Annotated in this window: 24 protein-coding genes; 14 read left to right on the forward strand and 10 right to left on the reverse strand. The window is 71.9% G+C overall.

Annotated features, from left to right (window positions below):
• The first annotated feature begins 82 nt into the window (after positions 1–82).
• From WME95_RS33045 to WME95_RS33070, 6 genes are all read left to right on the forward strand, one after another.
• Complete coding sequence (locus WME95_RS33045; protein ID WP_437543056.1) at positions 83–1,291, forward strand: serine/threonine protein kinase; 1,209 nt, start codon at positions 83–85, stop codon at positions 1,289–1,291.
• A gap of 120 nt (positions 1,292–1,411) precedes the next feature.
• A complete protein-coding gene (locus tag WME95_RS33050) occupies positions 1,412–1,879 on the forward strand; it encodes a peroxiredoxin (RefSeq protein WP_437740347.1) in 468 nt (155 codons plus the stop codon).
• A 274-nt stretch (positions 1,880–2,153) separates the two neighbouring features.
• The gene (locus WME95_RS33055; RefSeq protein ID WP_437740348.1) at positions 2,154–2,534 is read left to right on the forward strand and encodes a hypothetical protein; all 381 of its coding nucleotides are present in this window, start codon (positions 2,154–2,156) and stop codon (positions 2,532–2,534) included.
• A gap of 69 nt (positions 2,535–2,603) precedes the next feature.
• On the forward strand, positions 2,604–2,975 hold the full coding sequence (locus WME95_RS33060; RefSeq protein WP_437543061.1) for a hypothetical protein: 372 nt from the start codon (positions 2,604–2,606) through the stop codon (positions 2,973–2,975).
• Positions 2,976–3,108: 133 nt separating this feature from the next.
• Positions 3,109–3,924 (forward strand): metallophosphoesterase family protein, encoded by an 816-nt coding sequence (locus WME95_RS33065; protein ID WP_437903332.1) that lies wholly within the window; start codon positions 3,109–3,111, stop codon positions 3,922–3,924.
• A gap of 137 nt (positions 3,925–4,061) precedes the next feature.
• Positions 4,062–4,883: an alpha/beta hydrolase gene (locus WME95_RS33070; RefSeq protein ID WP_437903333.1), complete on the forward strand. Its 822-nt coding sequence runs from the start codon at positions 4,062–4,064 to the stop codon at positions 4,881–4,883.
• Positions 4,884–4,920: 37 nt separating this feature from the next.
• On the opposite strand, the gene WME95_RS33075 is transcribed toward WME95_RS33070, so the two are convergent.
• Positions 4,921–5,670 (reverse strand): metallophosphoesterase family protein, encoded by a 750-nt coding sequence (locus WME95_RS33075; protein WP_437903334.1) that lies wholly within the window; start codon positions 5,668–5,670, stop codon positions 4,921–4,923.
• Positions 5,667–6,671, reverse strand: a complete 1,005-nt coding sequence (locus tag WME95_RS33080; protein WP_437903336.1) for a hypothetical protein — start codon at positions 6,669–6,671, stop codon at positions 5,667–5,669. Before WME95_RS33080 ends, WME95_RS33075 begins: the two co-directional genes overlap by 4 nt.
• A gap of 267 nt (positions 6,672–6,938) precedes the next feature.
• Between WME95_RS33080 and WME95_RS33085 the strand changes: the two genes are divergently transcribed.
• From WME95_RS33085 to WME95_RS33095, 3 genes are all read left to right on the forward strand, one after another.
• Entirely contained in the window at positions 6,939–8,345 is a 1,407-nt protein-coding gene (locus WME95_RS33085) for an NAD-dependent succinate-semialdehyde dehydrogenase (RefSeq protein ID WP_437903337.1), read from the forward strand.
• 123 nt (positions 8,346–8,468) lie between these two features.
• Positions 8,469–9,251 carry a dienelactone hydrolase family protein gene (locus tag WME95_RS33090; RefSeq protein WP_437903338.1) on the forward strand — a complete coding sequence of 261 codons (783 nt, stop codon included), beginning with the start codon at positions 8,469–8,471 and terminating at the stop codon, positions 9,249–9,251.
• Positions 9,252–9,383: 132 nt separating this feature from the next.
• A complete protein-coding gene (locus WME95_RS33095; protein ID WP_437903339.1) occupies positions 9,384–9,737 on the forward strand; it encodes a DUF1801 domain-containing protein in 354 nt (117 codons plus the stop codon).
• 42 nt (positions 9,738–9,779) lie between these two features.
• Here the strand turns inward: WME95_RS33095 and WME95_RS33100 are convergent, their stop codons facing one another.
• Positions 9,780–12,245, reverse strand: coding sequence for a substrate-binding domain-containing protein (locus tag WME95_RS33100; RefSeq protein ID WP_437903340.1), 2,466 nt, complete (start codon positions 12,243–12,245; stop codon positions 9,780–9,782).
• Positions 12,246–12,381: 136 nt separating this feature from the next.
• On the opposite strand from WME95_RS33100, the gene WME95_RS33105 reads away from it, so the two are divergent.
• From WME95_RS33105 to WME95_RS33120, 4 genes are read left to right on the forward strand one after another with little or no spacing between them, the layout of a single operon-like run.
• Positions 12,382–13,359 carry a fumarylacetoacetate hydrolase family protein gene (locus WME95_RS33105; protein ID WP_437903341.1) on the forward strand — a complete coding sequence of 326 codons (978 nt, stop codon included), beginning with the start codon at positions 12,382–12,384 and terminating at the stop codon, positions 13,357–13,359.
• On the forward strand, positions 13,356–14,021 hold the full coding sequence (gene maiA, locus WME95_RS33110) for a maleylacetoacetate isomerase (protein ID WP_437903342.1): 666 nt from the start codon (positions 13,356–13,358) through the stop codon (positions 14,019–14,021). The genes WME95_RS33105 and maiA overlap by 4 nt, the downstream gene beginning before the upstream one ends.
• Before the next feature lie 38 nt (positions 14,022–14,059).
• The gene (locus WME95_RS33115; protein ID WP_437903343.1) at positions 14,060–15,208 is read left to right on the forward strand and encodes a 4-hydroxyphenylpyruvate dioxygenase family protein; all 1,149 of its coding nucleotides are present in this window, start codon (positions 14,060–14,062) and stop codon (positions 15,206–15,208) included.
• Complete coding sequence (locus WME95_RS33120) at positions 15,208–16,368, forward strand: homogentisate 1,2-dioxygenase (RefSeq protein WP_437903344.1); 1,161 nt, start codon at positions 15,208–15,210, stop codon at positions 16,366–16,368. The genes WME95_RS33115 and WME95_RS33120 overlap by 1 nt, the downstream gene beginning before the upstream one ends.
• Positions 16,369–16,395: 27 nt before the next feature.
• Here WME95_RS33120 and WME95_RS33125 read toward each other — a convergent pair whose 3' ends face one another.
• From WME95_RS33125 to WME95_RS33140, 4 genes are all read right to left on the reverse strand, one after another.
• The gene (locus WME95_RS33125; protein WP_437903345.1) at positions 16,396–16,971 is read right to left on the reverse strand and encodes a hypothetical protein; all 576 of its coding nucleotides are present in this window, start codon (positions 16,969–16,971) and stop codon (positions 16,396–16,398) included.
• 25 nt (positions 16,972–16,996) lie between these two features.
• Positions 16,997–18,100, reverse strand: coding sequence for a deoxyhypusine synthase family protein (locus WME95_RS33130; RefSeq protein ID WP_437523066.1), 1,104 nt, complete (start codon positions 18,098–18,100; stop codon positions 16,997–16,999).
• Positions 18,101–18,169: 69 nt separating this feature from the next.
• On the reverse strand, positions 18,170–21,379 hold the full coding sequence (locus WME95_RS33135) for a hypothetical protein (protein ID WP_437903346.1): 3,210 nt from the start codon (positions 21,377–21,379) through the stop codon (positions 18,170–18,172).
• 177 nt (positions 21,380–21,556) lie between these two features.
• On the reverse strand, positions 21,557–22,630 hold the full coding sequence (locus WME95_RS33140; RefSeq protein ID WP_437903347.1) for a DUF72 domain-containing protein: 1,074 nt from the start codon (positions 22,628–22,630) through the stop codon (positions 21,557–21,559).
• A gap of 337 nt (positions 22,631–22,967) precedes the next feature.
• On the opposite strand from WME95_RS33140, the gene WME95_RS33145 reads away from it, so the two are divergent.
• Positions 22,968–23,369: a hypothetical protein gene (locus WME95_RS33145; protein WP_437543124.1), complete on the forward strand. Its 402-nt coding sequence runs from the start codon at positions 22,968–22,970 to the stop codon at positions 23,367–23,369.
• Between the two features lie 74 nt (positions 23,370–23,443).
• Here the strand turns inward: WME95_RS33145 and WME95_RS33150 are convergent, their stop codons facing one another.
• From WME95_RS33150 to WME95_RS33160, 3 genes are all read right to left on the reverse strand, one after another.
• A complete protein-coding gene (locus WME95_RS33150) occupies positions 23,444–23,629 on the reverse strand; it encodes a hypothetical protein (protein WP_437293905.1) in 186 nt (61 codons plus the stop codon).
• A 108-nt stretch (positions 23,630–23,737) separates the two neighbouring features.
• On the reverse strand, positions 23,738–24,151 hold the full coding sequence (locus tag WME95_RS33155) for an RNA recognition motif domain-containing protein (protein WP_437903348.1): 414 nt from the start codon (positions 24,149–24,151) through the stop codon (positions 23,738–23,740).
• 357 nt (positions 24,152–24,508) lie between these two features.
• Entirely contained in the window at positions 24,509–25,432 is a 924-nt protein-coding gene (locus WME95_RS33160) for an undecaprenyl-diphosphate phosphatase (protein WP_437543128.1), read from the reverse strand.
• Position 25,433: the final 1 nt, after the last annotated feature.

Consider the following 25,433-nt stretch of genomic DNA (forward strand, 5'->3'; position numbering starts at 1 on the left):
TTTGGGATTTGATCCGCGGCGGGCCCCGAGCCGCTAGACTGGAGGGCCAGGCGGCACGGGGCGGGAGGACGACAGACAGGGCATGTCCGAGCAGCAGCGGTACCGGGTCATCAAGCGCCTCGCCTCCGGAGGCATGGCGGAGGTCTTCGTCGCCGAGAGCGCGGGGATCGAAGGGTTCAAGAAGCAGGTCGCGATCAAGCGCGTCCTGCCGCAGCTCAGCAAGAAGGAGCAGTTCATCGCGATGTTCCTCGACGAGGCGCGCCTCTCGGCGCACCTCTCGCACTCGAACGTCGTGTCGGTGTTCGACATCGGCGTCGGCGACGGCACCTACTTCATCGTCATGGAGTACGTGGACGGCGCCGACCTGAGGGCCCTCCTCGATCACCAGAAGAAGGTCGGCCGGCCGATGACCGTCGAGGTGGCCGCCTTCATGGCCGCGAAGATGTGCCAGGGCCTCGCCTACGCACACGACCTCGCGACCGGGGACGGAAAGCCGCTCCAGATCGTGCACCGGGACATCACCCCGGCCAACGTGCTCATCACCCGCTACGGCGAGGTGAAGATCGTGGACTTCGGGCTCGCGAAGGCGTCGAGCCAGCTCGCAGAGAGCGACGCGGGCATCATCAAGGGAAAGTTCGGCTACCTGGCGCCCGAGACGGTGCTCGAGCAAGGCGTCGACCAGCGCGTCGACATCTTCGCGCTCGGGATCATCCTCTGGGAGATGCTCGCCGGGCGCCGGCTGTTCCTGGGCGACTCCGACTACATCACGGTGCGGCTGGTGCGCGACGCGGTGATCCCCTCGCTCCAGCAGATCAACAGCGATGTGCCGCGCGAGCTGGAGCAGATCATCCGCCGCGCGCTCGCCCGCGACCCGGCGGCGCGTTACATGTCGGCGCGCGAGCTCGGCCGCGACCTGACCCGCTTCCTCTACCGCTACGGCCGCCCGGTGAGCGAGGACGACGTCGCCTCGCTCGTGGAGCGCGCCAAGGGCGGGCCGGCGCGGGCGGTCGACGGGACGCAGAAGATCGCCGAGCTCATCGACATGATGCTCCTCGAGTTCAAGTCGCTCACGAAGGAGCCGACCGCCGGCGGCAGCGGGCTGAGCCTGCTGCCCACCCTGGAGGGCGCCGCGATCCTGACGCACGGGGCCGAGCACCCGAGCTCGCCGCCCCCGCGCAGCGAGGGGCCGCTCGGGGGGCTCGCCGACGAGCTGGAAGGCCCGGACTCGCTCCACCAGGACGAGTCCTCGTCCTCGGTGACGGCCTGGTTCCGGGGGCTCATTCCGCGCTAGATCTCTGCGCGGACAGCGATGTGACGTCCGCGCCGCCGCGCTGTCCCATCCGTCCCATCCCATGACCCGTCACCGGCCAGGAGGAGCCCTCCTCCAGCCCACAGCAAAGGCAAAGAGAAGATGAGCGTCGAGATTGGAAAGCCGTTTCCGCGCTTCGCCCTGCCGAACCAGGACGGCAAGACCGTGAAGCTCGAGGATTTCGCGGGCAAATGGCTCGTCCTCTACGTCTATCCGAAGGACGACACGCCGGGATGCACGATCCAGGGCAAGTCGTTCACGGCCTCCAAGGCCGATTTCGACGACGCCAACATCACCGTGGTCGGCGTCAGCGAGGACGACGTCACGTCGCACAAGAGCTTCTGCGACAAGTTCTCCTTCACCATCGATCTGCTCGCCGACACGCGCCACGAGCTGCTCAAGGCCGCGGGCGTCGGGCAGAGCGAGTGGAAAGGCACCCTGTACTGGGACCGGACGACATTCGTCATCGATCCGTCGGGCGTGCTGCGAAGGACCTACCTGAAGGTGAAGCCCGACGGGCACGAGCAGGCCCTCCTCAAGGACATCGCGGAGCTCAAGGCCCAGGCCTGAACGCCGCGACCGCCTGCGAGGGCAGGGCGCACGGCGGAGGGCGCTCCGCCTGCGCAAAAACCTGCTCACGCTGGATTTGCTGGCATGTCGCCCCTACCCTGTCGCCCTTGTGGCACCACGCCCTCCTTTCGCTCCCGATCGAATCGTATCGCTCACGATCCTCGCGGCGATCGCCGCGGCGGCGATCGCGAGCGCTTCCGTGGTGGGCGCCTGTAAAGGCGCCGGGGGCGGCGGGTCCGTCGGCTCGAGTACGGGCGACGCCAGCGGCTGTCCGATGGGGCCAAGACAGGCGCTGTTCACGATCACCGTGCGCGCGAGAGGCGCCACCGTCCCGCCGGACACCACCGTTCACATCGCGTGGAGCGCCGCGGACGAGCCGATCTTCGTGCTGAGCGATCCGACCACCTGGAAGACGCTCGACGAGGCCAACCTGGTGTGCGCCGTCGATCGCGCGCAGCCTCCTCCCGAAGCGCTGGAGACGCTCGTCTGCGAGCTGTGGACGGCCGGGGTGACGTGGGTGAAGATCTCGGGGACAGGCTACGACGACTTCGAGCAGACGCTCGCGCCCGTCATGAACGACGAGTGCGAGAGCTTCCTGCCCCAGAACGTCGATATCGAGCTCGTCCCGGCGGTGGACGGGGGCACGGGCGAGTAGCCGGAGGGCGGCGCACCGGGGCGATGTGATCGCTGCCAAGCCCAGGCGCGCTCTCCTGTCGAAGGCAGCATGCGCCCCGATCCCCTCATTCCCCTGCTCTTTCCGGCCTTCCTCTCCGCTTGCGGCTCAGCTCCCGAGGCGAAGGCCCCGGCCCCCGGCGGGCAGACGTTCCCCGAGGCGGTCGCGATGATGTGCGACGTCGACAGGAGAGCCGGGCTCGACCCGGAGGCGGATCCGATCAGCGTCGGGCAGATGCGGTCGGCGTGGATCGGAGAGCACGTGGAGAGCCCCGATGGAATCGAGCTCCGCACGATGCTCAGCGTGAAAGGGGCCGCAGAGCAGGGCGCGATGCTGCGCGAAGAGGCCAAGAAAGCAGGACTCGCGCGCTGCGCGCTCGCGGACTCGCTGGAGGCGGACGGGACAGGCGGGCTATCGCCATGACGCCATGAATGCACAGGATCGGTAGCGACGCACAGCCCTCCCGGCGGGGCGCAGCTGGCCGGAACGTGGAACCGGGATGGGAGATCGCGCCACCTCGCTGGCTCGCCCTCCCCTCCCCGCCTATCCTGATCTCATGGCCGCGCCGACCCCGCTCCGCCTCGCCTGGGCGACCGACGTCCACCTCAACTTCCTCTCCCGCGAGGACCTCGTCGCCTTCTGCTCCACCCTCGCCGCCACCGCCTCCGATGCCGTCCTCTTCACCGGCGACATCGCGGAAGCCACGAGCCTCCGCCCCCTCCTCGAGACCGTCGCCCAGGCCATCGAGCGCCCGCTCTACTTCGTCCTCGGCAACCACGATTTCTACCGCGGGAGCATCGCCGCCGTGCGCACGATGGCCGCCGAGTTCTCGGCCACCTCCCCGTGGCTCAGGTGGCTCCCGTCGATCCCCCACGTCGAGCTCGGCCCGGACACCGCCCTCGTCGGCCACGACGGCTGGGCCGACGCCCGCCTCGGCGATTACGAGAGATCGCCCGTCACGCTCAACGATTACGTGCTCATCCAGGAGCTCACCTCCCTCGACCGGCGCCGCCGGAGAGAGGCCTTGCACCGCCTCGGCGACGAGGCCGCGGCGTACCTGCGCCGCGTCCTGCCCGTGGCCCTCGAGCGGTACCGGCGCGTCATCGTCGCCACGCACGTCCCCCCGTTCAAGGAGGCCTGCTGGCACGAAGGTCAGATCTCCAACGACGACTGGCTCCCCCATTTCACCTGCAAGGCCACAGGCGAGGTGATCCGCGAGGTCGCCCTGCGGTACCCGGAGCGGCGGATCGAGGTGCTCTGCGGCCATACGCACGGCGCCGGCGTGGCGGAGATCCTCCCGAACCTCGTTGTGCGCACCGGCGGCGCCGAATACTACGAGCCCGCGGTGCAAGGCGTCATCACGACCGCGTAGGCCACCATCGCGCCGCGCACCCCGGCTTCCCACCGGGCCACTGCCCTCGCGGGCATCCATCCCAGGTACCCACCTACTCCGGCACAACGTATCCTGCGCGTCCACGACCTCCGCCGACCTCGGCAGAACGGTGAGCCATGCCGACGAACGACCCCGACAGCCAGCTCGACGAGCTCCTCCGCGCGCTCGACGCAAACCCTCGCGCCGCCGACGTCTTCTATCCCAGGCAGGTGAACACGAGCCCACCCGCCGGCGCGACGGACTACGACATCCCCGTCGCCCCCGGGGTGACGCTCGGCGCGCGCTGGCACCTGTCCGACCCACGCAATCCGACCGTGCTCGCGTTCCACGGCAATGGCGAGACCGTCCCCGACTACGACGACATCGCCGAGGGCTGGCATGACGTCGGGCTCAACCTCTTCATGGTCGATTACCGCGGCTATGGCTGGAGCGGCGGGCAGCCGACGCTGCGCTCGCTCCGAGAAGATCCCGTGAAGGTCTCCGACTTCTTCCTGCGCGAGCTCGCCGACAAGAGCCGCACGGCAGGCCTCGATCAGCCGCCGAAGCCGCTCCTCTTCGGCCGCTCGCTCGGCAGCTCCCCGGCGTCGCGGATCGCCGCGCACCGCGGCGACGCGTACCGCGCGCTCCTCCTCGAGAGCGGGTTCAGCGACGTGCGGCAACTGCTCGCCCTCTTCGAGATCGACCTCGGCGATCTGCGCGACGAGGCGCACCGCAATTTCTCGAACCCGGAGCTCCTGAGGAACGTCGTGATCCCGGTCCTCGTCCTGCACGGCGCGCGCGACAGGCTGCTCCCCCCGGACCACGCCCGCGAGAACCACGCGGCCGTCCCCCACGAGAGGAAAGCCCTGCACCTCATCGACGGCGCCGGGCACAACGATATCCTCCTCTTCGCGTCCGCCTATTTCGGAGTGATACGGGCCTTCCTGCAGAACCACTGACAGAAGCGCCGCGCAGGACCGCCGAGCGGAGCTCGCTTTACACCTCGAACAGCAGGAACGGCTTGCCGGTGAGCTTCCTGAGCAGCGGCATCGCCACGTTGTAGACAGGAGTCCCGTTCGACGTGTGCCCCTCGAGCGCCCCGTGGTGCGCGTGGCCGTGGAAGACCACGTCGGCGCCGTACAGATCGATCGGCGCCGCGAGGCGGCTCGTCCCAAGGAAGGGCCTTATCTCCACGTTCTCGCCGACGGTCGTCTCGAGGATCGGCGTGTAATGCATGATCACGATCTTCTTCTCGCTGTCGAGCTGGGACAGCGCCGCCTCCAGCTTCAGCGCCTCGGTCACGGCCTCCTGCACGAACGCCTTGAGCGGGCCCTCGCCGAACGCCTGGAGCGTCGCGCTCCCGAACCCGCCCATGAAGCCCTTCACGCCGGCAACCCCGATGTCGTCGCGCAAGATCAGGTGATCGCCGTCGAGCACCTCGACGCCCGCGTCGCCCAGGAGCTTCGCGATCTCGGCGCCCGCCCCCCGGTCGAGATCGTGGTTGCCGAGCACGGCGGCGCACGGCATCGAGAGCCCGGCGAGCGCGTCGGCCAGCACCTTCGCCTCCTCGGGATGGCCGCGATCGGTGAGATCGCCGCACAGCACGAGCAGCTCCGCCTCCGCGTTCACCGCCTTCACGAGCTCGCGCATCCTGGCGCCGTGCTCCGGCCGGCAGTGCAGATCCGAGGACGCCGCGATGCGGCGCTTGCCCGGCTCCCCGTTCCCTCCGGCGACGGCGGCGCTCATGATCCCGGCTTGCGGACCCGCGCCGCCTCGACCTCCACCCCCGGCCCCTCCGCGCCGCCCGGAGCCCCGTCACGGCCCGGCTTCCCCTTGCCGAGGCGAGGCCGCCCCGCCGCAGACCGCTGGCGCTTCCTGCACAGCGCCCCCCGCGCCGCCTCGGGCGCGGACGCAGCGGATCCCACGACGAGCCCGAGCTTCTCGTAGTCGTGCACGTACTGCTGCCTGCTGATCAGGTTGCCCCGGCATACCCGGAGCGGCGCGTCGCCGGCCCGCGTCTGCGCCAGCGTACGCCGGCAGAGCTCGTCGATGATCCACCCGGGCACCCGGCTCCGCGCGCCCGGATAGACGAAGCGGTACAGCGTCAGGTGCGCGAACAGGACCTCCCAGTAGGGACCGAACCGGGCGAGGAGCCTCTCCCAGTCCATCTCGTCCCCACACGCGTAGATCAGGTGGTTCACGTCGGCGCCGTCGTACCGCTCCCGCTCGTCCACGAACGCCTTCGTGAAGATGATCTCCTCGACCGGCGCGATCAGGCAGGAGTGCCCCAGGATCGTGGCCGGACGCGCGTGCTCGAACCAGCCGCCATCCACCACGGCCAGGCCGTTGCTCGACGAGAAGATGAGATCGATGAAGCGGTCGCCCGCGTAGGCCTTCCCGATCCACCGCGGATCGATGAGCTCCGTCTCGAAGCCGGCCCGCTCCAGCGCCCTGAACGCCGCCGGTACCTCCCGCTCGTCCAGCATCACGTCGAGATCCTTCGTGTCCCGGAAAATGCCCGTGTACGCGAAGAAGGCATACGCCCCCGCCACCATGAACGGGACGCCGGCGCAGAGGAGGGCGTCCATCGCCCTCACCCTCACCTCCAGCTCGCCCGCGCGGGAGAGCTGGCCGGCGGGGTCGTCGAAGGCCGGAGGAGCGAGCGCCGCGCGCTCGCCGGCGCGCGTCGCCCGGGCTGAAAGCGCGTGCTCCGCGTCGCCTGCGACAGGGGATCCGCTGCGGACCATCCCCCTCTGCGTAATGAACAGGACGTGCGATGGCGACCCCCCTCCCCCCTCACGCGCCCGGAACATGCGTCGACCGCGTGGACCGCGTGGACCACGTCGGAAGACGCCGGAACGACGCGAACGAAGGAAGAGAAGCGGGCTCGTCCTCGCTGACCATTGCACGACGTGGCGGGTCTGGCTCAAGCTCGCCTGCCGGGACCGCTCGGCGCGCTCCGAGCTGACTGGCGACGAGCCGCGGCCCCCGACGCTCGAAGAGGAGGCACATCCGTGAACACCGCCATCGCGACGATCAATCCAGCGACCGGAGAGACGATCGAGACGTTCGAACCTCTCTCCTCAGCGGCGCTGGAGCAGAAGGTGGCGCGCGCGCACGCCGCGTTCCGCAGCTTCCGGCAGACCCAGGTCGCCGAGCGGGCCCAGAAGCTGCGCCGGGCAGCCGACATCCTGGACGGCGAGAAGGAGCAGCTCGGGCAGCTCATGACGCTCGAGATGGGGAAGACCATCGGCTCCGCCATGGCCGAGGCCCAGAAGTGCGCGACCGCGTGCCGCTACTACGCCGACAACGCCGAGCGCCTGCTCGCCCCCGAAGAGGTCGCCACCGACGCGGGCAAGAGCTACGTGGCCTTCCACCCGCTCGGCGTGGTGCTCGCCATCATGCCGTGGAACTTCCCGTTCTGGCAGGTCTTCCGCTTCGCCGCGCCGGCGCTCGTCGCCGGCAACGTCGGCCTCCTCAAGCACGCCTCGAACGTCCCCCGCTGCGCGCTCGCGATCGAGGACATCCTCCGCCGGGCCGGCTTCCCGGAAGGGGTCTTCCAGGCGCTGCTCGCCGGGACCGACGTCGTGCCGCGCCTCCTCGCCGACCCGCGCATCGCGGCCGCGACGCTCACCGGCAGCGAGAACGCGGGGCGCAGCGTCGGCGCCCACGCCGGCAAGCACCTCAAGAAGGTGGTGCTCGAGCTCGGCGGCAGCGATCCGTTCATCGTCCTGCCGAGCGCCGACCTCAACGCCGCCGTGGGGACCGCGATCCGGGCGCGCATCATCAACAACGGCCAGTCCTGCATCGCGGCGAAGCGCTTCATCGTGCACGAGTCGATCGCGCCCGAGTTCGAGCAGCGCTTCGTCGCGACCATGCGGCGCCTGCGGGTCGGTGATCCGATGGATCCGTCGGTCGACGTCGGGCCGCTCGCCACCCCGCAGATCGCCGCCGAGCTCGAGGAGCAGGTGCGGGCGTCGGTGGCCGCGGGCGCGCTCCTCCTCACCGGAGGCAAGCGGCTGAGGGGGCCGGGCAACTACTTCCCGCCGACCGTGCTCACCGACGTCCAGCGCCCCTCCCCCGCCGCCGACGACGAGCTCTTCGGCCCGGTCGCGGCGGTCTTCCGCGTCACCGACCTCGACGAGGCCATCCACATGGCGAACTCCACCCGGTTCGGCCTCGGGGCGAGCGCATGGACCCGCGACGCCGACGAGCGCGAGCGGCTCATCAACGAGCTCGATGCCGGCCAGGTGTTCATCAACGGGATGGTCGTGTCCGACCCCCGGCTGCCGTTCGGCGGCATCAAGATGTCCGGCTACGGCCGCGAGCTCTCCTCGTACGGCCTGCGCGAGTTCGTGAACGTCAAGACCGTCTGGATCGCCAAGGACGAACGGCCGAGGGGCCTGCCTGCATCCGAGTGATCCGAGGAGCGGAGCGACCGAAGGACGGCGAGATCGAGCGGCCGGGCGCTCGCCGGGTGAGCCGCTCGCCAGCCGTCCGGCCGCCGCTTCCCCGGCGTCGTGCGACGGGCGATGATGGCGGTCATGTCGCTCCCCGGCTTCACCGAGACGCAGTTCTCACACGGCGGCGTGGCGCGGGTGGTCTACCGCCGCGGCGCGGGCCCGGGCGTCGTCGTCATGCACGAGATCCCGGGCATCACCCCGTCGGTCGCGGCGTTCGCCGAGCGCGTGGCGGACGCCGGCTTCACCGTCTTCGTGCCCCACCTCTTCGGGACGCCCGGCAAGCTGGACACGCCCCTCTACATCGTCGAGCAGCTGGGCCGCGCCTGCATCAGCCGCGAGTTCCACGTGCTCGCGTCCAGGCAGGCGAGCCCGATCACCGACTGGCTGCGCGCGCTCTGCCGCGACGTCCACGCGGAGCTCGGGGGCAAGGGCGTCGGCGCGATCGGCATGTGCCTGACGGGCAACTTCGCGCTCGCGCTGATGGTCGACCCCGCCATCGCGGCGCCCGTGCTGAGCCAGCCGTCGCTGCCCTTCCCGCTCTCGCGCGAGCGCCGCGCCGGGCTCCACCTCTCCGACGACGGCCTCCGCGCCGTCAAGGAGCGCGTCGCCGCCGGTACCCCGGTGCTCGGGCTCCGCTTCACCCACGATCCGATGTGCCCGAAGGAGCGGTTCGACCACCTCCGGGCCGAGCTCGGCGACGGCTTCGAGAAGATCGAGATCGACTCGTCCCCAGGCAACCCCCATGGGATCCCGCGCACCGCCCATTCGGTCCTGACGCGCGATCTGGTCGACCGCGAGGGCCACCCGACGCGCGAGGCGCTCTCGCGCGTCCTCGCCTTCTTCCGCGAGCGACTCCACCCCTGACCGCCCGCGACGAAAGCCGCGCCCGAGCCGGAACATCGCGTGACGTCGCGTGACGTCACGCGACGAGGCACAGCCGGTTGCGTCTCCGTGAACGTCGACTTACTGTCATTGATTGTGTCGGACGATCCGGCCGTGGCCGCTCTGCTGAGCGAGTACCCCCCTGCAGCGCAACAGCTGACCTTGCGCGTGCGCAAGCTGCTCCTGCGCATCATTCCCGACGTCCACGAGCACGTCTATCCAGGCTGGCGGCTCGTCAGCTTCCGGATCGGCGGCGGCGACCAACACAAGATCTGCTGGCTCGCCCCGCAGCGCTTCGGCGTGACCCTCGGCTTCGAGCGCGGCGCCGAGCTGCCGGATCCGAGCGGCCTGCTCACCGGCGAAGCCAAGCAGGCCAGGAACCTCCATATCCGCTCTGCCAAGGACGTGGACGTCGCCGCGATCGCCACGCTGGTCGCGGCCGCCGTCGCGCTCCACCGGGACCGGTGAGGATCGCGCGGCGCGCCGCTGCGCGACGGCCGCGCCCGCGGCTCAGCGGCGCCCGTGGACGACCCGCCCGCCCGTCTTGCCGAGCGCGTACGAGAACCCGAGCTCCAGCGTGGAGCGGGTGACGATCGCCCCGAGATCGAGCCCCTGCTCCACCATGAGCCGCGCGGCCTCGGGCGCGATCCCGACGAGCACCACCTCGGCCCCGAGCAGCCCGGCGGCGCGCGCCGCCTGCGCGAGGTGGTTCGCCGCGCTCGCGTCGACCACCGCCATGCCGGTGACGTCGATGATCACGACGCGCGCCTGGTGCTCGGAGATCTCCTTCAGCATCGCCTCGATGAAGCGGCCGGAGCGGTGCGTGTCCAGCGCGCCCACGATCGGCATGACGAGGACGCCGCGCGCGATCGGCACCACCGGGCTCGACATCGCGGCGATCGTCTCGAGGAGCGCCTCCTGGCGGCTGCTCAGCGACTCGAGCGCCCTCGTCCGCTCCTTGATCCGCGACAGGAGCCGCGCGTTCTCGATCACGACGGCGGCCACCGCGGCCACGCGCTCGATGAGCGCCAGGTCGGTCGCCGAGCACGCGTCGGGCTGCGGGCTGGCCAGGACGAGGACCCCGAGGACCGCCTCCCGCGAGAGCAACGGCACGCCGACCAGCGTGCGCGCGCCGCGCCGGCGCGCCTCGGCGACGTCGCCGAAGCGCTGGTGCTCGCCCGACGCGGTGTCGATGACGAGCGAGCTGCACGAGCGCATCACCTGGCCCACCAGCGAGTCGTCCGCGACGGGCGCGCGCTCGTCGTCGACGAGGCTCTCGCGCTGGGCCATGCCGATCACCAGGAAATTCAGCGGGCGCTCGTGACGCCCCGCGCCCAGCCTGCGGTTCACGATCCTGCGGGCGGAGCTCGACGCGAGGTGATCCGAGAGGGCGCTCGAGAAGGGCGTCCGCTCGAGGGTCACGAGGTCGACCCCCGTGTCGATGGAGCGCGACGCCGGCAGGTCCGCGAGGGCCTCCGCGACGCCCCGCGTGGCCATCTCGTAGAGCGCCTGCACGCCGCGGTACCCCATGTCGTACTCGCGCTGCACCACCGCCGCGTGGATCACGCCGTCCTGGAGCATCGCGACCGTGGCGGTGACGAGATCGAAGGCGACCACCTTGAGATCGCCGGACCGCCCGAGCTTCATCGACGCCTGCCCCAGGCTGGGGCCGTTCTCGCTGCACACCCCGAAGGCGCCGGCGAGGCCGGGGTTCGAACGCACCACGTCGACGGCGAGCGCGATCGCGCGCTCCACGTCGAACTGGTTCTCCGAGAGCGAGCCCACGCGGATCGCCGAGCCGGCGATCGCCTCGCGGAACCCCTCGATGCGCCCGTGGGCGTTCGGCACGGCGAAGGACTCCGCCTGGATGGTGATCTCGCCTCCCTGCGGCAAGAACCGCAGCATCGCCTCGCCTGCGATCCTCCCGGCGGCCCGGTTGTCGGTCCCGACGTAGAGCAACGACCGGCTGCCCGGGGCGGCCGGCGTGTCGATCGTGATGACCGGGATGCCCGCCGCCATCGCGCGGCCGATGGCCGGCTCGAGCGCCACGGGGTCGATGGGCGCGATCGCGATCCCGCCCACCCGCCGGCGGATCCCTTCCTCGAGGAGCGCCTCCTGAGCCGCGGCGCCGGCGGACATGACGCTCCTGAACTCGACCCCGACCCGGAGATCGCGCCCCGCCGCCAGCGCGCCGTCCCGCAGGTTGTTCCAGTACGCGGTCAGCGGCCGGCGGGGAGCCTTGTAGACGCGGATCATCGGCTGGCCTGGCGCGCGGCTCGCGTCGTACGATCCGCGCCACCCGTCGGCGACGCGCCCCTCGCCCCCGGCATCCTCCAGGACGGCGAGGTCGATCGCGCTCCAGCGCGGGCCGGTCTGAACGCTCCGGATCCCGTCCGCGAGCGTCTCGATGAGCTCGAGGGGATCGACCGACTCGGCGACGGAGCTCAGCACGTCCTCGAGCAGGCGCAGCTCCTGGGCGCTCTGCGCCTTCTCCTCGAAGAGGCCGCGCCGCTCGAGCGCGGCGCCCACGCTCGCCGCGACCGACTCCACGAGCGCGCGGCGCGGGCCCGAGAGCGGCGCCGCGTCCGGCTGCTCCAGGGCGAGGTAGGCGCCCGGCGCGCCGAACATGGGCACCGCGATGACGTGGACGTGGACGCCGTCGGACAGCCAGCCAGGCGCTTCCGCGAGCTCGGGCAGGTGCGCCCGGTACCACGCGGTCGCGGGGACGAGGCACGGGCCGTGCGCCGCCTCGGGCGCCGCGGCGGGGCCGAACGGAGCCGACGCGCTGAGCGCCCCGCCGTCGGACGGCATGTTCACCCGGCCCGGCAGGAGGCCGTCGAGCCCGACGAGCGCCCTGTACGAGAGGCGCCGGCCGGTGCGTATCAGCAGGCTCCCGCGCCGCGCGCCCGGGAGGCCCTCCATGGCTCGCCGCACAAGGTCGTGGAGAGTCGAGAAAACGTCCAGTCCGGTGGTCATGCAGCTCCGTTCAGCCGCTCGCTCGCTCGCTGCGCAGCGCGCGTGCGGGCGCATCCCGTAGCAGGCGTGAGCGGGCTCGTGCTTGTCAAGCAGAGACGATGGGACCACCGTAGGACCACGAGGAGCTCGCACCCGCATGAAGCTCGCCTCTCTCCGCGGCCCCGGCCGCGACGGCACGCTCGTCGTCGTCCGCCGCGACGGCCTCGCCTACGCGCCTGCAGGCGAGGCCTTCCCCACGCTCCAGGCCGCGCTCGACGACTGGGAGCGCGCCGAGCCGGCGCTCCGGCGCATCGCGGCCGACGTCGAGTTCGGCGAGGCGGCCGTGACGCCGCTGGTCGCGGAAGAGCTCGCTGCGCCGCTTCCGCGCGCCTACGAGTGGATCGACGGCTCGGCGTACATCCACCACATCGTGCTCGTGCGCAAGGCGCGCGGCGCCGAGCCTCCCGAGACGCTGACGACCGATCCGCTCGTGTACCAGGGCGGCTCCGGCGTCCTCCTCGGCCCGACCGACGACATCGTTCTGCGCGACGAGGCCTGGGGCCTCGATTTCGAGGCCGAGGTCTGCGCCGTCCTCGGCGACACCCCGCAGGGCACGCGCCGCGAAGAGGCCCACCGGCACATCCGCCTCTTCCTGCTGGCCAACGACGTGACGCTGCGCAACCTCGTGCCCGCCGAGCTCGCGAAGGGGTTCGGGTTCTTCTGCTCCAAGCCCGCCACAGCGTTCTCGCCGTTCGCGATCACGCCCGACGAGCTCGGCGACGCGCTCCGCGACGGGCGCGTCCACCTGCGGCTCCGCTCGACCTACAACGGCGCGCTCATCGGCGATCCCGAGGCCGGCCCGGAGATGCACTTCTCGTTCTTCGAGCTCATCGAGCACATCGCCAGGACCCGCAGCTTCACGGCGGGGACCCTCCTCGGCAGCGGCACGGTCTCCAACGAGGACCCGGCGCGCGGCGTGTCTTGCCTCGCCGAGCGGCGCATGCTCGAGATCCTCTCGGACGGGGCGGCCAGGACGCCGTTCATGAAGCCAGGAGACACGATCATGATCGAGATGCTGAATCGCGCGGGAGAGAGCCTGTTCGGGCGCATCGCGCAGCGGGTGGTGGCCAGATGAGCGCCGCCGTGAAGGGGCTCGCGCTCTACGGCTACTGGCGCAGCTCGTGCAGCTGGCGCGTGCGCATCGCGCTGGCCCACAAGGGCATCGAGCACGCGTACCGGCCGGTGAGCCTCGTCCGGGACGGCGGCGAGCAGCTCCGCGACGAGTACCGGGCCAAGAACCCGATGGCGCAGGTGCCCCTGCTCGAGTTCGAGCAGGGCGGCGCCGTCCGGCGTGTGTCCCAGTCGGTGGCCATCGTCGAGCTGCTCGAGGACCTCTTCCCCGCGCCGCCGCTCCTGCCCGCGGATCCGTACCTGCGGGCCAAGGCGCGGCAGCTCGTGGAGATGATCAACTCCGGCACGCAGCCGATGCAGAACACCGCCACGCTGAAGTACGTGAAGGACGAGCTCGGCGGCGACGAGAAGGCCTTCGGCCGGCGCTTCATCGCCTCGGGCCTCGCCGCGTTCCAGGCGGCGGCGAGCGAGCTCTCCGGGCGGTTCTGCGTCGGCGACGAGGTCACCGTGGCGGACGTGTTCCTCGTGCCCCAGCTCTACAACGCGCGGCGCTACGAGGTCGACCTCGCGCCGCTCTCGACCCTCACGCGCATCGAGGCCGCGTGCATGGATCTGCCCGCGTTCCAGGCCGCTCACGCCGACCGCCAGGTCGACGCGGTCGCCTAGCTCGCCCCTGCGTTGCCCCCTCACGACGGAGGACCCGGATGGCCAAGGTGGAGTCGATCGGCATCAAGCGCGTGGAGGCGCTGCACTACTACGTGCGCGACCTGGAGCGGAGCCGCAGGTTCTACACGGAGAAGCTCGATTTCCAGGAGATCGCCGCGAGCTCGCCGGAGCTCACCGCGGCGGCGGCGCAGCGCTCGGTCGTCTTCCAGGCCGGCGAGTGCGTCGTCGTCTGCTCGCAGCCGATCGGCGAGGGCGGGCGGGCGTGGCGCTACCTGCGCAAGCACCCCGACGGGGTGGGCACGGTCATCTTCGAGGTGGAGGACATCGACCGCGCCTTCCGGCTGCTCGACGGCCGTGGGGGCACGCCGATCGACGAGATCCACCGGGTGACGGAGGCAGGCGGCACCTTCGCCTCGTTCTCGATCACGACGCCGTTCGGCGACACCACCTTCCGCTTCGTGGAGCGGCGCGGCTACCCCGCGCTGTTCCCCGGCTGCGTGGCCTACGACGCGCCGCGCGGCGGCGAGAACCGCTTCGGGATCACCCGGTTCGATCACGTCACCTCGAACTTCCAGACGATGGCGCCCGCCCTGCTCTGGATGGAGCACGTGCTCGGGCTCGAGCCGTTCTGGCAGATCGCGTTCCACACGAACGACGTCGCGAAGGACACGGGCCACGGCTCGGGCCTGCGCTCGGCCGTGATGTGGGACCCGGCCTCGGGCGTGAAGTTCGCGAACAACGAGCCCTACCGGCCGCACTTCAAGAGCTCGCAGATCAACGTCTTCAACGAGGAGCACCGCGGCGACGGCGTGCAGCACGTGGCGCTCGCCGTGGAGGATATCCTCGCCGCCGTGCGCGCGATGCGCGGTCGGGGCGTGGAGTTCATGCCGACCCCGGCCGCCTACTACGACATGCTGCCCGAGCGCCTGCAGCGGCTCGGCATCGGGCAGATCGACGAGGACGTGGCGGCGCTGCGCGAGCTCGAGGTGCTCGTCGACGGCGACGGCGCGAGATCGTATCTCCTCCAGATCTTCCTTAAGGAGTCGTCGGGCACGCACCGCGATCCCGACGCCGGGCCGTTCTTCTTCGAGCTCATCCAGCGCAAGGGGGATCGCGGCTTCGGCGCCGGCAACTTCCGGGCGCTGTTCGAGAGCATCGAGCGGCAGCAGAAGGCGGGGCACGGCTGATGCTCGATCGCGTCGTCGCCGGGATCGTCCCGCCCAAGCACCACATCGCCCTCCGGAGCGAGGCGGGGGATCTCCGCTACGAGGAGTGCCTGACGCGGGCGGGCTTCGACGGCCCCTACACGATCGCCTACCACGAGCGCCGGCCGCACGAGCACCGGCTCGCGGAGGCCGCGCACGGCTTCGCGCTGCCGGTCGCCGCGCCGGCGCGCCCGCTGGCGAAGCGGCACTACCGGTCGCAGGATCTGCCGCGGCGGGGCGGGCCCGCCGTCGACTGCCGCGTGCCGCTGCTCTTCAACGACGACGTGGTGATCGGGCTCGTCCAGCCGGACACGGCCGATCCTGTGTACTTCGCGAACGCGGACGCCGACGAGCTGTTCTTCATCTTCCACGGGGGCGGCGTCCTGCGCACGATGCTCGGCGATCTCCGCTTCGAGCAGGACGACTACGTCGTCATCCCGAAGGGGCTCTTCTACCGCTTCCTCCCGGACGCCGCGCCCCAGCGGTGGCTCTCGATCGAGGCCGCGGACATCCACCTCCCGCGCAAGTGGCGCAACGAGGTCGGCCAGCTGCGCATGGACGCGCCGTACTCGCACCGTGATTTCCGGCGGCCCACGTTCGTCGGCCCCCTCGACGAGGGCATCCGCGCGCTCGTCGTGAAGCGCGGCGGCGCCTTCCACGGCTTCACCCTCGAGCGGTCGCCGCTCGACGTCGTCGGCTGGGACGGGGCGGTGTACCCGTTCGCGTTCCCGATCCTGCGCTTCCAGGCGCGCGTCGGGCTCGTCCACCTGCCTCCGGACTGGCACGGGACGTTCGCCGCGCGCGGCGCCCTCGTCTGCAGCTTCGTACCGCGCCCGACCGACTTCCACCCGGAGGCGATCCCCTGCCCGTACCCCCACGCGTCGGTCGATTGCGACGAGTTCCTGTTCTACTGCCGCGGCAACTTCACCTCGCGCCGCGGCGTCGGCCCCGGCAGCATCTCGCACCATCCGGCCGGCGTCCCGCACGGGCCGCACCCCGGCGCGTACGAGGCGAGCCTCGGGGCCCGCGAGACGAGCGAGCTCGCGGTCATGCTCGACACGATCCGCCCGCTCTCGACCACCACCGCCGCGCTCGCGGTGGAGGACCCGGGCTACCAGGACAGCTTCATCGCGGGCCCCTAGCTGGATCGGGCGACGGGAGGACTTCCTTCAGGGCCCTCCGCGAGGGGGCTCAGTGCCCTGGGGCGTGTTGAAGCAGGCGGTCGTGCACTCGTTGAAGCGCTGCGACTCCTCGAAATCGATCCCGTTCAGCCCATTGCAGGACATGCCGAGGATGCAGCGGGCGTTGCACACGATCGACCCGACGCAGTCGTCGGGGTTGGTCGAGAACGGGAATCCCAGCCCGCACGCCATGAAGACGTCGTTGGCGTCCTCGCAGACGGTGCGGAAGATGGAGATGCCGCAGCCACGGAGGCTATCTCGCTGGCCGTCGCAGCTGTCGAACAGGTACTTCTCGTCCTTGCATTCGAGCTCCTCCTCGACGCACGTCACGTAGGCGTCGAAGGAGCCGGTGCAGCTCGCCTTCACCGCGGCCGCCCGCGCGGTCTCCGCCTTGTCGACGCACTCGAGGTACCTCGCCTCGCTGCAGCCGGAGCAGTCGCAGATGAGGTCGCAAGCGCGCTCCTCGGGCGAGGGGCAGCCAGCGGACACGAGCGCGCCGCCGGCGGCGGCCAGGGAGAGGAGCACCCAGTGGGTGCGCGGCGAGCGGCGCTTGGGGGCGAGCACAGTGACCTCCTCGCCCTACTTTATTTCATTTCGGCATCTTGCCGAGCCGCTCGAGCAGCGCGCGCACGAGGAGCGGCCACGCGACCGTGGCGTCCGCGTACACCTCGGCGAAGCGCCCGCCCTCCTGCGGCGGGGTGAACTTCCCCCAGCTCACGCCCTCGGAGTACGTGCAGCCGGACAGGCCGCCCCAGTGGACGGGCTCGGGGCAGATGCGGACGCCGTACTGGAACCGCGGGTGATCGACCTCGATGTCCAGGCGATCGCCGACGATGTCGTAGAACGGCGCGACCTGCTGGGCCCAGTTGCGCGGTACGCCGCCGCCGATGGTGAAGATGCCGAGGCGCTTCTTCTTGCGGACGAGGCGGGCGTAGCTCAGCAGATCGAGGAACGGGTTGTACGGCGGCGGCACGGCCTCGCGCCACACGTCGAAGCCCGGCTTGTCGCCGTGCTGCGCCTTCACCTTGCGCAGCATCCACGTCGCCACGTCGAGGCCCATCTCGCTGTCGGTGAAGGCCGGCACATAGACGGGCACGTCGCGGAGGTACGCGCTCCGGAGCACGCCCGGCGAGTCGCCCATGTCCGCCAGCGCCTTGCCGAGCTGGCGGCAGATGATCTCGCTCGACCAGGGAGAGCCGGGGTCCAGCTTGTCGAGCTCCTTCCGGACGAAGACCTCGATCGCGTTGAGGTTCTTCTCCATCTCGAGCGTGTCGTAGACGCGGTTGTACCCCTTCTCGAAGTACGTCTCGTCGGAGATGCCCGGGTTCGCCTTGTAATGGGTCAGGCCGACCGCCTCGCTCAGCCCGTGCGCCATGAGCGCCCCCGTGCTGATGATGCAGTCGATCATGCCGGCCTCGATCATCCTGACGATGACGACGCCCATCTTGGCGACCGTCATCGCGCCGGAGAACGTCGCCACGACGAGGCAGTCCTCGTCGCGCACCATCGCCTCGAGCACGTCGCACGCCTCGCCGAGCGCGCGGCCGCTGAACGCGGTCCTGCTCATCGCGCGGAGCAGATCGTCGAACGAGTCAATCTTCAGCGGGTCGAGCGCGGCGAGCGGGACGAGCTGATCTTCGACGCCGTCGCCGAGCTGGCGGTGCGAGGAACGAGGGTGCTTCGGAGAGGACATAGGGCGCGAACATATACCCGCGCGGGGGGTGGGCCGTCGAGCGCGAAGCTCCCCGCGAGAGGGGCAAGCTCAGGGCCGGACGGGCAGCGAGCACGCGAGGCGGCGCGCGGGTCTGTCCGCGGGTCCGCCCGCTGCTCTGCCCGCTGCCGTGCCCTCCGTTCCGCCGATTCCGCCGAGCTTCGCGGCGCCTTGGCCGATCCCGCGATCGCCGCCTTCGGCGCGCCGGGCCGCGAGATCGGCGCGAACGAACGCGAGCGGGCCAGCGCTGGGCTGGCCGTCGGTCCGCCGCTCCAGATCCATCAGCGCGGCGATCTTCGCCACGCAAACGTCACGACCTGACACACGGACGTCATAGACAGCCGTGCTCGCGGGCGCGCGGCGGCCATCGATCGTCGCGAACGCGCTCGAGCGATCGAGCAGGAAGCGCGCGCCGGGCGGGCGCGCGGCGCACGCCGGCATGCGGGTGAGCTCGGTGCGGACATTCGGGACGATCTCCCAGCCGTCGAGCGGCAAGAGCGGCGGGGCCTTCGCTGTCGCACCTTGCGCCGTCGTCGCGGCAGGCGGGATCGGCACCGTCCGGCCGAGCGTCAGGCCGTGGAAGCTGAGCACGAGCGGCACGCCGGCGCTCGTCGGCTGCCCCAGCGCGGGCTCGCCGAGGTTCGCGAGCGAGGCGATCGGCCGCGGGGCCTCGCCGGAGGACCACGCGACGAGCGACGCCCCGCGGAGCCACGCGACGGGGCCATCCGGCGCCTCGCTGAAGGCGACCTGCGCCTCGGGCATCAGCTCCAGCGGCACCTCGGCGACCTCGGCGCCGCGGCCCGGCCTCACCTGGATCAGCACGTCGCGGCCCGAGGCGCGCACGCCGAACAGGATCCGGCCGCCGGACGCCGCGAAACGCGCGAGGATCGCGTCGCGGCCGACGCCCTCGGGCGCCGGGCCCGTCCACGAGCGGACCCTGGCCTGGAGCTCGGTCGGGTCGAGCCAGCGCAGCGTCCACGTCGCCCGCGGCGCAGCGGAGGCGCCGCGCGCCTGGGGATCGGCGCCGGCGCCTCTGGCAGCGGCGCCGTCGGGCGAGCGCACCTCGAGCGCGGCGACGGTGGAGAGCTGGCCCCAGCGCCTGTCGCTCACCGACGAGACGCGCCGCTGGCCGTCCGGTCCGGGCTTCACGTCGCGGGCGAGCAGCGCGAGCGCCTCCTGGGTGCTGCGCGGCGGCGGCACGCCCGCCGGCGAGAGCGGCGGCCCCGGCTGTGTCGTGCAGGCGAGCGCGCGCTCCGGCAGCGCAGGGGCCGGCGGCGGGCGGAGCGGCAGGAGCGGCGCGGCCCCGAGCGCGGGACCGCCGGACGGCGCTCCCTGCGCGGGCAGCGGCGGCCCCCAGCCGACGCGGAGGTGGGTCGAGATCCTCAGGCCGGCCTCGTTCACGGCCAGCATCCCGGGCTCGGCGAGCAGGTCGCCACTCTGGGCGATCTCCGCCGCTGCCTGGGGTGGGACCTCGATGGGCGACCACGTGCGGCCGGCGTCATCCGACGCGAGCACCTTCCCTTCCCCGACGGCGATCCCGCGGCCGGCGTGGACCACGGCGTGCGCGGCCCCGGCGAGGCGAGCCCGCGAGGCCTCGCCGCCGGGGGAAAGGACGACGGCGGTGAGCTCTCCGGCCTCGTCGGCCACAACGAACGACAGCGCGCCGTCCTGCCCCTCCTCGATCGGGCTGATCACGTTGACGTCGTCGCCCCGCAGCCAGCCGAGCGGGAGCAGCGGAGCCTCCCTGCCGCCGGCGTCGATCACCGCGACATGGGCGCCGGGCGAGGCCCCCTCGCGGCCGTCGCCGCGCGGCGCGGGCTCGTCGCGGGGCGCGACGTCGCTGTCCCAGAGCCCGCGCAGGATCGCGATCCGGCCGTCGGCGAGCGCGCCGGCGCCGCGCCAGCGGACGTCCGTGCCCGGGCGGACCGTGCTCCACCGGCCGCTCGGCTGCCGCACGCACACGCTGCCCTCGTCCTCCGCGTCGCACGGCGCGAGCAGCAGGGCGCCGCCGCTCGGGGACACGCGGAGCTCGGCCTCGCCGCTCCGCACGAGGACGGGGGGCTCGCTGCGGAGAGGGCGGTCGGGCTTGACCTGGAGCACGCCGAACGGATCATGGCGGCCGTCCGTCCCGCCCTCGCCGAGCGCGCAGGCCACCCACGCCGCTCGCCCCGCGCGGCCGACGCCGCAGACGTTCAGCCAGTCGCCGCGTCCGAAGGGGGCGACCTCGTGGAGCGCGCCGGTGGTGAGATCCACGCGGGCGAGGACGCCGTGGCTCGCCGTGATCGCGGCGGACGTCCACACCGCGCCGCTCGAGATCGCCGCCTCGAGCGGGTGGCGCCCCGTCGCGCGGATCCACCGGAGCAGGGGCGCGCCTGGGCCGGGCTCGGGCGCGTCGTCGGCGGGCGCGCGCGCGGGCGCGGGCCCGAGCCGCGCCTCGGCGACCAGGATCCGCGCCTCGCGCTGCCCGGACGACGAGGCCCCGCCCTGCGTCACGGCGATCAGCTCGCCGTCGCGCAGACGGACGTCGGCGACGCGGAGCAGCGCGGCCGGGTCGGCGCCCTCTCCGTCGCCGCCCGGCGCCGGCGCGACGGGGCGCCACGACGCGCCGCCGTCGGCCGTGACCGCGAGCCCTGCCGCCTCGAAGAGCCCGGCGCCGTGCCGCGCGTCGCGGAACGCGAGGGCGCGCAGCGGAAGGGCGGGCAAGCCCGGCAGCGTGCGCGGCTGTCCCGTCTCGATGTCGAGGAAGATCGGGGAGTCGGCGATGGCGTCCCAGACGGCGACGACGGCGGGCCCGCCGCCGATGCGCTGGAGGTCCGCCTCGGACCGGGCGAGGACCGCGGGCGCGCCGAGCGGGTCATCGAACCGGTAGACACCGTGGACTCCGCGCCCGACGAGCCGCGGGCCGGTCGCGGACGGAACCAGCACGAGCTCGATCAGGGGCTCGGGGCACGCCGCGCTCTCCGGCCGTGCCGCGCCGTCGGCCCCGACGAGGACGCGCTGGCCGCCGACGAGCGCGAGCGTGCCGCCGGCGACCCGGGGCCCGATCGCGGTCGCCCCGCTCGCGTCGACCCAGCGGGCGGGCACGGGCGCGGGCGGCGGGGGGCGCGCCGCCGCGGGCGCGCCGCGCTCTTGCGGCGCGGGTCGGGGCGGCGCGCCGCCGCAGCGGGCGAGCGCGAGCGCAGCGAGGAGCGCGGCCGCGCGCCGCGACCTGCGCGGTGGCGCTGCGAGGCGGGGAGCGCCCGCCGCTCTGGACTGCATCATCAGGGCCGAGACTACCGTGATTCGCAGGCCGCAGCGGCGCCGTGACGGGCCGCAGGCAACGCCGTGCGGCCGGCGTGCGCCCGCCAGAGGTGCGGTGTCCATGGCGGTACACGGAGGCCGCAGCGGCACACGGAGGCAGCGCCCGCGACAGGGACGCAGCGACCGCGACAGCGAGGCTCAGTGGACGGCCGGGCCTGCCGGGGCCGGGACGGTCTCGTCTGCCAGCGCGGCTGCCCTGCGGGCGAGCAGGGCCATGAGCCCCCTGGCGCCGACCACGGCATGGTCGGACACGCAGTTGTTGAAGATCGCATGGACCTGCTCTGCCTCCTGGGCGAGCCGCGCGACGATCTCCGCCCAGGGAGCGAGCTCCACAGGGTCGTAGACGTACCTGAACTTCTCGTTCACGCCGACGGGCGCGTCCCAGGTCTCCTCGCGCCGGCCGTGGAAGCGCACCACGGCGAGGCGAGGATCGGCGACGAGGGCGGTGGGAGGCATGCTGTTGTCCTTGCCCTGCGGCTCATCGACGATGACGTAGAATGCGCCGAGGTCTCGGAGGAGGTCCGCGACGCGCTCGATGCGTCCGGGCATGCCCCATGACCCGTGCCGGAGCTCGACGGCGAACGGGAGCCCGTCCATGCGCCTCCGGCAATCCTCGATCACACGCACGTTGCCGCGCGTCGCCGTGAACCACGGAGGGAACTGGAAGAGCACATACCCCAGCTTGCCCGCCTGGCGCAGCGGATCGAGCGCCAGCCGGAAGCGCTCCCAGAGCGCGTCTCTGACCTCGGCCGGCAGGTCTGCCGGGTAGAGGCGCCGCCGGTCGAAGAGCGAGGCTGGCAGCGCGCCCTGGACGTCCGGGGGGAGGCGGGCGGGCTCCACGGGGTGCTGGGTGAGCGGCGCGAACGCCTTCATGTTGAACACGAAATCAGGCGGAGTCCGCTCGACCCACTGCGCCACCATCCCCGGACCCGGGAGGGCGTAATAGCTCGAGTTGACCTCGACCACGGGGAACTGGGAGGCGTAGAACTTCAGCCGTTGTGCCGGGCTCGACACGCCCTTCGGGTAGAATCGATGGCTCTTCACCAGGGTCGGGTCCGTCCACCCGGCGGTCCCGGCGAGGGCGTTGCCGATGCGGGCGGGCACAGGCGCGCACGCCGCGAGCGCCGCGGCGCGCGCGAGCCGCTGCTCCTGCTGGAGTGGAGCCTCCTCTGAAGGCGACCGCGGCGGGTCGCGCAGGGCTTCTTCGTGCATATCGGGAGCAACCTAAGGCCTCTTTCCGGCGATGGAACCGCGCGCCCGGAGATACGGCGGCAGGTGCTCATTGCATCTCACGAAGGTCCTCTCTCCAGTCGTGCGCATACGCTGGTCGTGCGCGTACGCTCCCGCTCGCTCGACGAGCTCCCGGATTGCCAGATCCTGATCCAGGCGGTCTTCCGTCACGCTCTTTCTCCGTGGTTGAAGCCGCGAATGCAGAGCGCCGACAGCGTGGAGAGCCCAGATTGTGCATGCGCCGACCGGTCGCCTGCGCTATACTCAATAGGGGCCAGGGGGATTGATATATTCCTGCCCGGCAGGACAGAGGTGATCGATGTACTCAGCGAATCGTCGCCGGAATATCGAGCGGGAGGAGCGCATGCTGCTCCGCGAGAAGCGGGAGCATGCGGCCGGCAAGCTCCTTCAAAAGGTGCCGCAGCTCACGAGCCTGAACCTGGAAATTCGAGAGAGCCGGCCCAATTCGTCCACGAATGACACGCAGTACATCCGTCGCGTCGTTGTCGAGCATGCGCATGCGCTGTTCGAAATGCCGTGCTCGTACTCTTCCTGCGACAACGGCGGCTACGACGTGACGCAGGAGATCCTGAGCGGCCTCGCTTCGCGCACGGCGCGGTTCGAGGGGGAATGCGCCTGTCGAGGGAGCTGTGGTGCCGAGTGCTGCTCCCGGGTCCTCCGCTACGTCGCCACGGCCACGTACCGTGGCCCCGAGGCGTAGGGCGGGCGCTTATCGCCCGGGACGGCGTACGCCGCGAGCGGCGGCCGGGGCGCTGTCCGCGCCTCGGCTCGCGCTCACTCGGTGATGGGAGGCTGTGGCCCCGGGACGATCCCTGCGATGTCCGGATCCTCCCCCGGTGCCCCGCCGTCACCGGGGCCCTTTTCCTTGCGGCGCGCGAGACGGTTCGCGTCTTTCTCGCGCTGCTTCTCCTGCCGAGCGCGTTCTTTTTGCCGCTTCATTGCTGCCTGTTTCTGCTGCATAGGGAGCCAGGCCTTTCAGCGCCTCCGGGCGGCGCGTTCTTCAGCACCTCGCGGTGCGTCCTGAAGGCGCAGGCGCGGCGCACGAGCGGCGCCGCGCCGCGCCCGTGATCAGTACCGGTCGCCGCGACCGCCGCGGCCGCCGGAGCCGCCGCGACCGCCGCGGCCACCGCCACCGCCACCGCCGCCGTAGCCGCCGCCACCGAAGCCGCCACCGCCGCCACCACCACCGCCGCCGCCGAAGCCGCCACCGCCGCCGCCACCGAAGCCGCGCGCCGGGCGCTCCTGCGCTTCGTTGACCTTGAGCGCGCGGCCATCGAGGACCGCGCCGTTCAGCTGCGAGATCGCGCTGTTCGCGGCCTGGGCCGAGCCCATGGTCACGAACGCGAAGCCGCGCGGCTGCCCCGTCTCGCGGTCGGTCGGCATCGCGATCTCACGGACCTCGCCGGCTGCTGCGAACGCGGACTCGAGGGTCTCGCGGGTGGTGCTGAACGAAAGGTTTCCTACGTAGAGACGATTTCCCATGCCATCCTGCTTTTTTTACGGCTTTCTGGTGCGCCACTGCGGCGCTCTCGGCCTGCCATCCGACGAAGCCGTACGGATCGAACGGAGACGTGCCGCGCGGAACTCCCGCGCGGTCACACGGTGCGTCGTCCAGTCGTCCGAGCGAGCTGCAGGCTCCCTCACGAGAGGGAAACAGGAAAGCGTCGTATCGAGGGCCAGGGACGTTCGTGAGGAGAAGCATCCTAGCCCGATGCGCCGTCGTTCGCAAGCGGACCGTCCGTGGTCGAGGCCACCGCGCGTCGCCACCGCGCGCCTCGCGCGGGCGCGCCAGCTCCACGCGGCCTCCTGCTCGCCTCGCCGCGCCAGCTGGCTGTGCGCTCACGGGCGGCTCGGGTGATCGCCGGTACGGGCGAGGCCGTCTACTGCGGCCGCGACGTCCCCCCGCGGCGCGGGTGAGGCCGAAGCGGCGCCGGCCTCGGCGGGGGCGGAGCGGCTCGCGATCCAGAGCCAGAGGACGACGGCGCCGAGCGCGACGCGGTACCAGCCGAACGGCGCGAGGCCATAACGCTTCAGGTAACGCAGGAAGACCGCGATCACGAGCAGGGCGACGGCGAACGAGACGGCGAGCCCGACCACGAGCGCCACGATCCCGCCGGGGGCGTCGAGCAAGGCGCGGCCGTTCTTGACGAGATCGAAGACGGTCGCGGCGCCGAGCGTGGGGATGGCGAGGAGGAACGAGAACTCGGCGGCCGCGGCGGTGCTGAGGCCGGAGAGCTGGCCGCCGACGATGGTGGTCATCGAGCGCGACGCGCCGGGCCAGAGCGAGAAGCACTGCGCGAAGCCGATCGCGAGCGCGCGCTGGAGCGTGACGTCCTCGACGCGCGGAGCGCCCTGATCCGGCCGGCGGCGGCGGACCGACTCGACGCCGATCATGAGGAAGCCGCCGACGATGAGCGCGGCCGCGACGGGCCCCGGGCCGAACAGGTGCGCCTTGATGGCCTTGTGGAAGAGCAGGCCGACCACGGCGGCCGGGAGAAACGCGAACGCGAGGGCGAGCGCGAGGCGGAGGCTGTCGGGATCCCGCCGGACCATGCCGCGCACGGTGGTCGAGAGGCGCTCGCGGAAATAGACGACGACGGCGAGCACCGCGCCGAGCTGGATCACGATATCGAGGGTCTTCGCCGCCTCGCTCTGGTGACCGAGCCACGCGCCGAGCAGGATGAGATGACCGGTGGACGAGACGGGAAGGAACTCGGTCAGACCCTCGAGGACCCCGAGCAGGACGGCATCGAACCAGAACATT

Origin of the sequence: Sorangium sp. So ce327, assembly GCF_051530205.1 — a bacterium.
Taxonomy (GTDB): domain Bacteria; phylum Myxococcota_A; class Polyangia; order Polyangiales; family Polyangiaceae; genus Sorangium; species Sorangium cellulosum_B.

Excerpts from the sequence above, each read along its gene's own strand:
- WME95_RS33105 (WP_437903341.1), top strand. The coding sequence starts at position 12,382 with ATGAAGCTCGCCTCTCTCCGCGGCCCCGGCCGCGACGGCACGCTCGTC.
- WME95_RS33080 (WP_437903336.1), bottom strand. The coding sequence starts at position 6,671 with ATGGTCCGCAGCGGATCCCCTGTCGCAGGCGACGCGGAGCACGCGCTT.
- WME95_RS33130 (WP_437523066.1), bottom strand. The coding sequence starts at position 18,100 with ATGTCCTCTCCGAAGCACCCTCGTTCCTCGCACCGCCAGCTCGGCGAC.
- WME95_RS33150 (WP_437293905.1), bottom strand. The coding sequence starts at position 23,629 with ATGCAGCAGAAACAGGCAGCAATGAAGCGGCAAAAAGAACGCGCTCGG.
- WME95_RS33090 (WP_437903338.1), top strand. The coding sequence starts at position 8,469 with ATGTCGCTCCCCGGCTTCACCGAGACGCAGTTCTCACACGGCGGCGTG.
- WME95_RS33060 (WP_437543061.1), top strand. The coding sequence starts at position 2,604 with ATGCGCCCCGATCCCCTCATTCCCCTGCTCTTTCCGGCCTTCCTCTCC.
- WME95_RS33050 (WP_437740347.1), top strand. The coding sequence starts at position 1,412 with ATGAGCGTCGAGATTGGAAAGCCGTTTCCGCGCTTCGCCCTGCCGAAC.
- WME95_RS33140 (WP_437903347.1), bottom strand. The coding sequence starts at position 22,630 with ATGCACGAAGAAGCCCTGCGCGACCCGCCGCGGTCGCCTTCAGAGGAG.
- WME95_RS33070 (WP_437903333.1), top strand. The coding sequence starts at position 4,062 with ATGCCGACGAACGACCCCGACAGCCAGCTCGACGAGCTCCTCCGCGCG.
- WME95_RS33135 (WP_437903346.1), bottom strand. The coding sequence starts at position 21,379 with ATGATGCAGTCCAGAGCGGCGGGCGCTCCCCGCCTCGCAGCGCCACCG.
- WME95_RS33100 (WP_437903340.1), bottom strand. The coding sequence starts at position 12,245 with ATGACCACCGGACTGGACGTTTTCTCGACTCTCCACGACCTTGTGCGG.
- WME95_RS33065 (WP_437903332.1), top strand. The coding sequence starts at position 3,109 with ATGGCCGCGCCGACCCCGCTCCGCCTCGCCTGGGCGACCGACGTCCAC.
- WME95_RS33160 (WP_437543128.1), bottom strand. The coding sequence starts at position 25,432 with ATGTTCTGGTTCGATGCCGTCCTGCTCGGGGTCCTCGAGGGTCTGACC.
- WME95_RS33045 (WP_437543056.1), top strand. The coding sequence starts at position 83 with ATGTCCGAGCAGCAGCGGTACCGGGTCATCAAGCGCCTCGCCTCCGGA.
- WME95_RS33075 (WP_437903334.1), bottom strand. The coding sequence starts at position 5,670 with ATGAGCGCCGCCGTCGCCGGAGGGAACGGGGAGCCGGGCAAGCGCCGC.
- WME95_RS33120 (WP_437903344.1), top strand. The coding sequence starts at position 15,208 with ATGCTCGATCGCGTCGTCGCCGGGATCGTCCCGCCCAAGCACCACATC.
- WME95_RS33145 (WP_437543124.1), top strand. The coding sequence starts at position 22,968 with ATGTACTCAGCGAATCGTCGCCGGAATATCGAGCGGGAGGAGCGCATG.
- maiA (WP_437903342.1), top strand. The coding sequence starts at position 13,356 with ATGAGCGCCGCCGTGAAGGGGCTCGCGCTCTACGGCTACTGGCGCAGC.
- WME95_RS33055 (WP_437740348.1), top strand. The coding sequence starts at position 2,154 with ATGGGGCCAAGACAGGCGCTGTTCACGATCACCGTGCGCGCGAGAGGC.
- WME95_RS33155 (WP_437903348.1), bottom strand. The coding sequence starts at position 24,151 with ATGGGAAATCGTCTCTACGTAGGAAACCTTTCGTTCAGCACCACCCGC.
- WME95_RS33115 (WP_437903343.1), top strand. The coding sequence starts at position 14,060 with ATGGCCAAGGTGGAGTCGATCGGCATCAAGCGCGTGGAGGCGCTGCAC.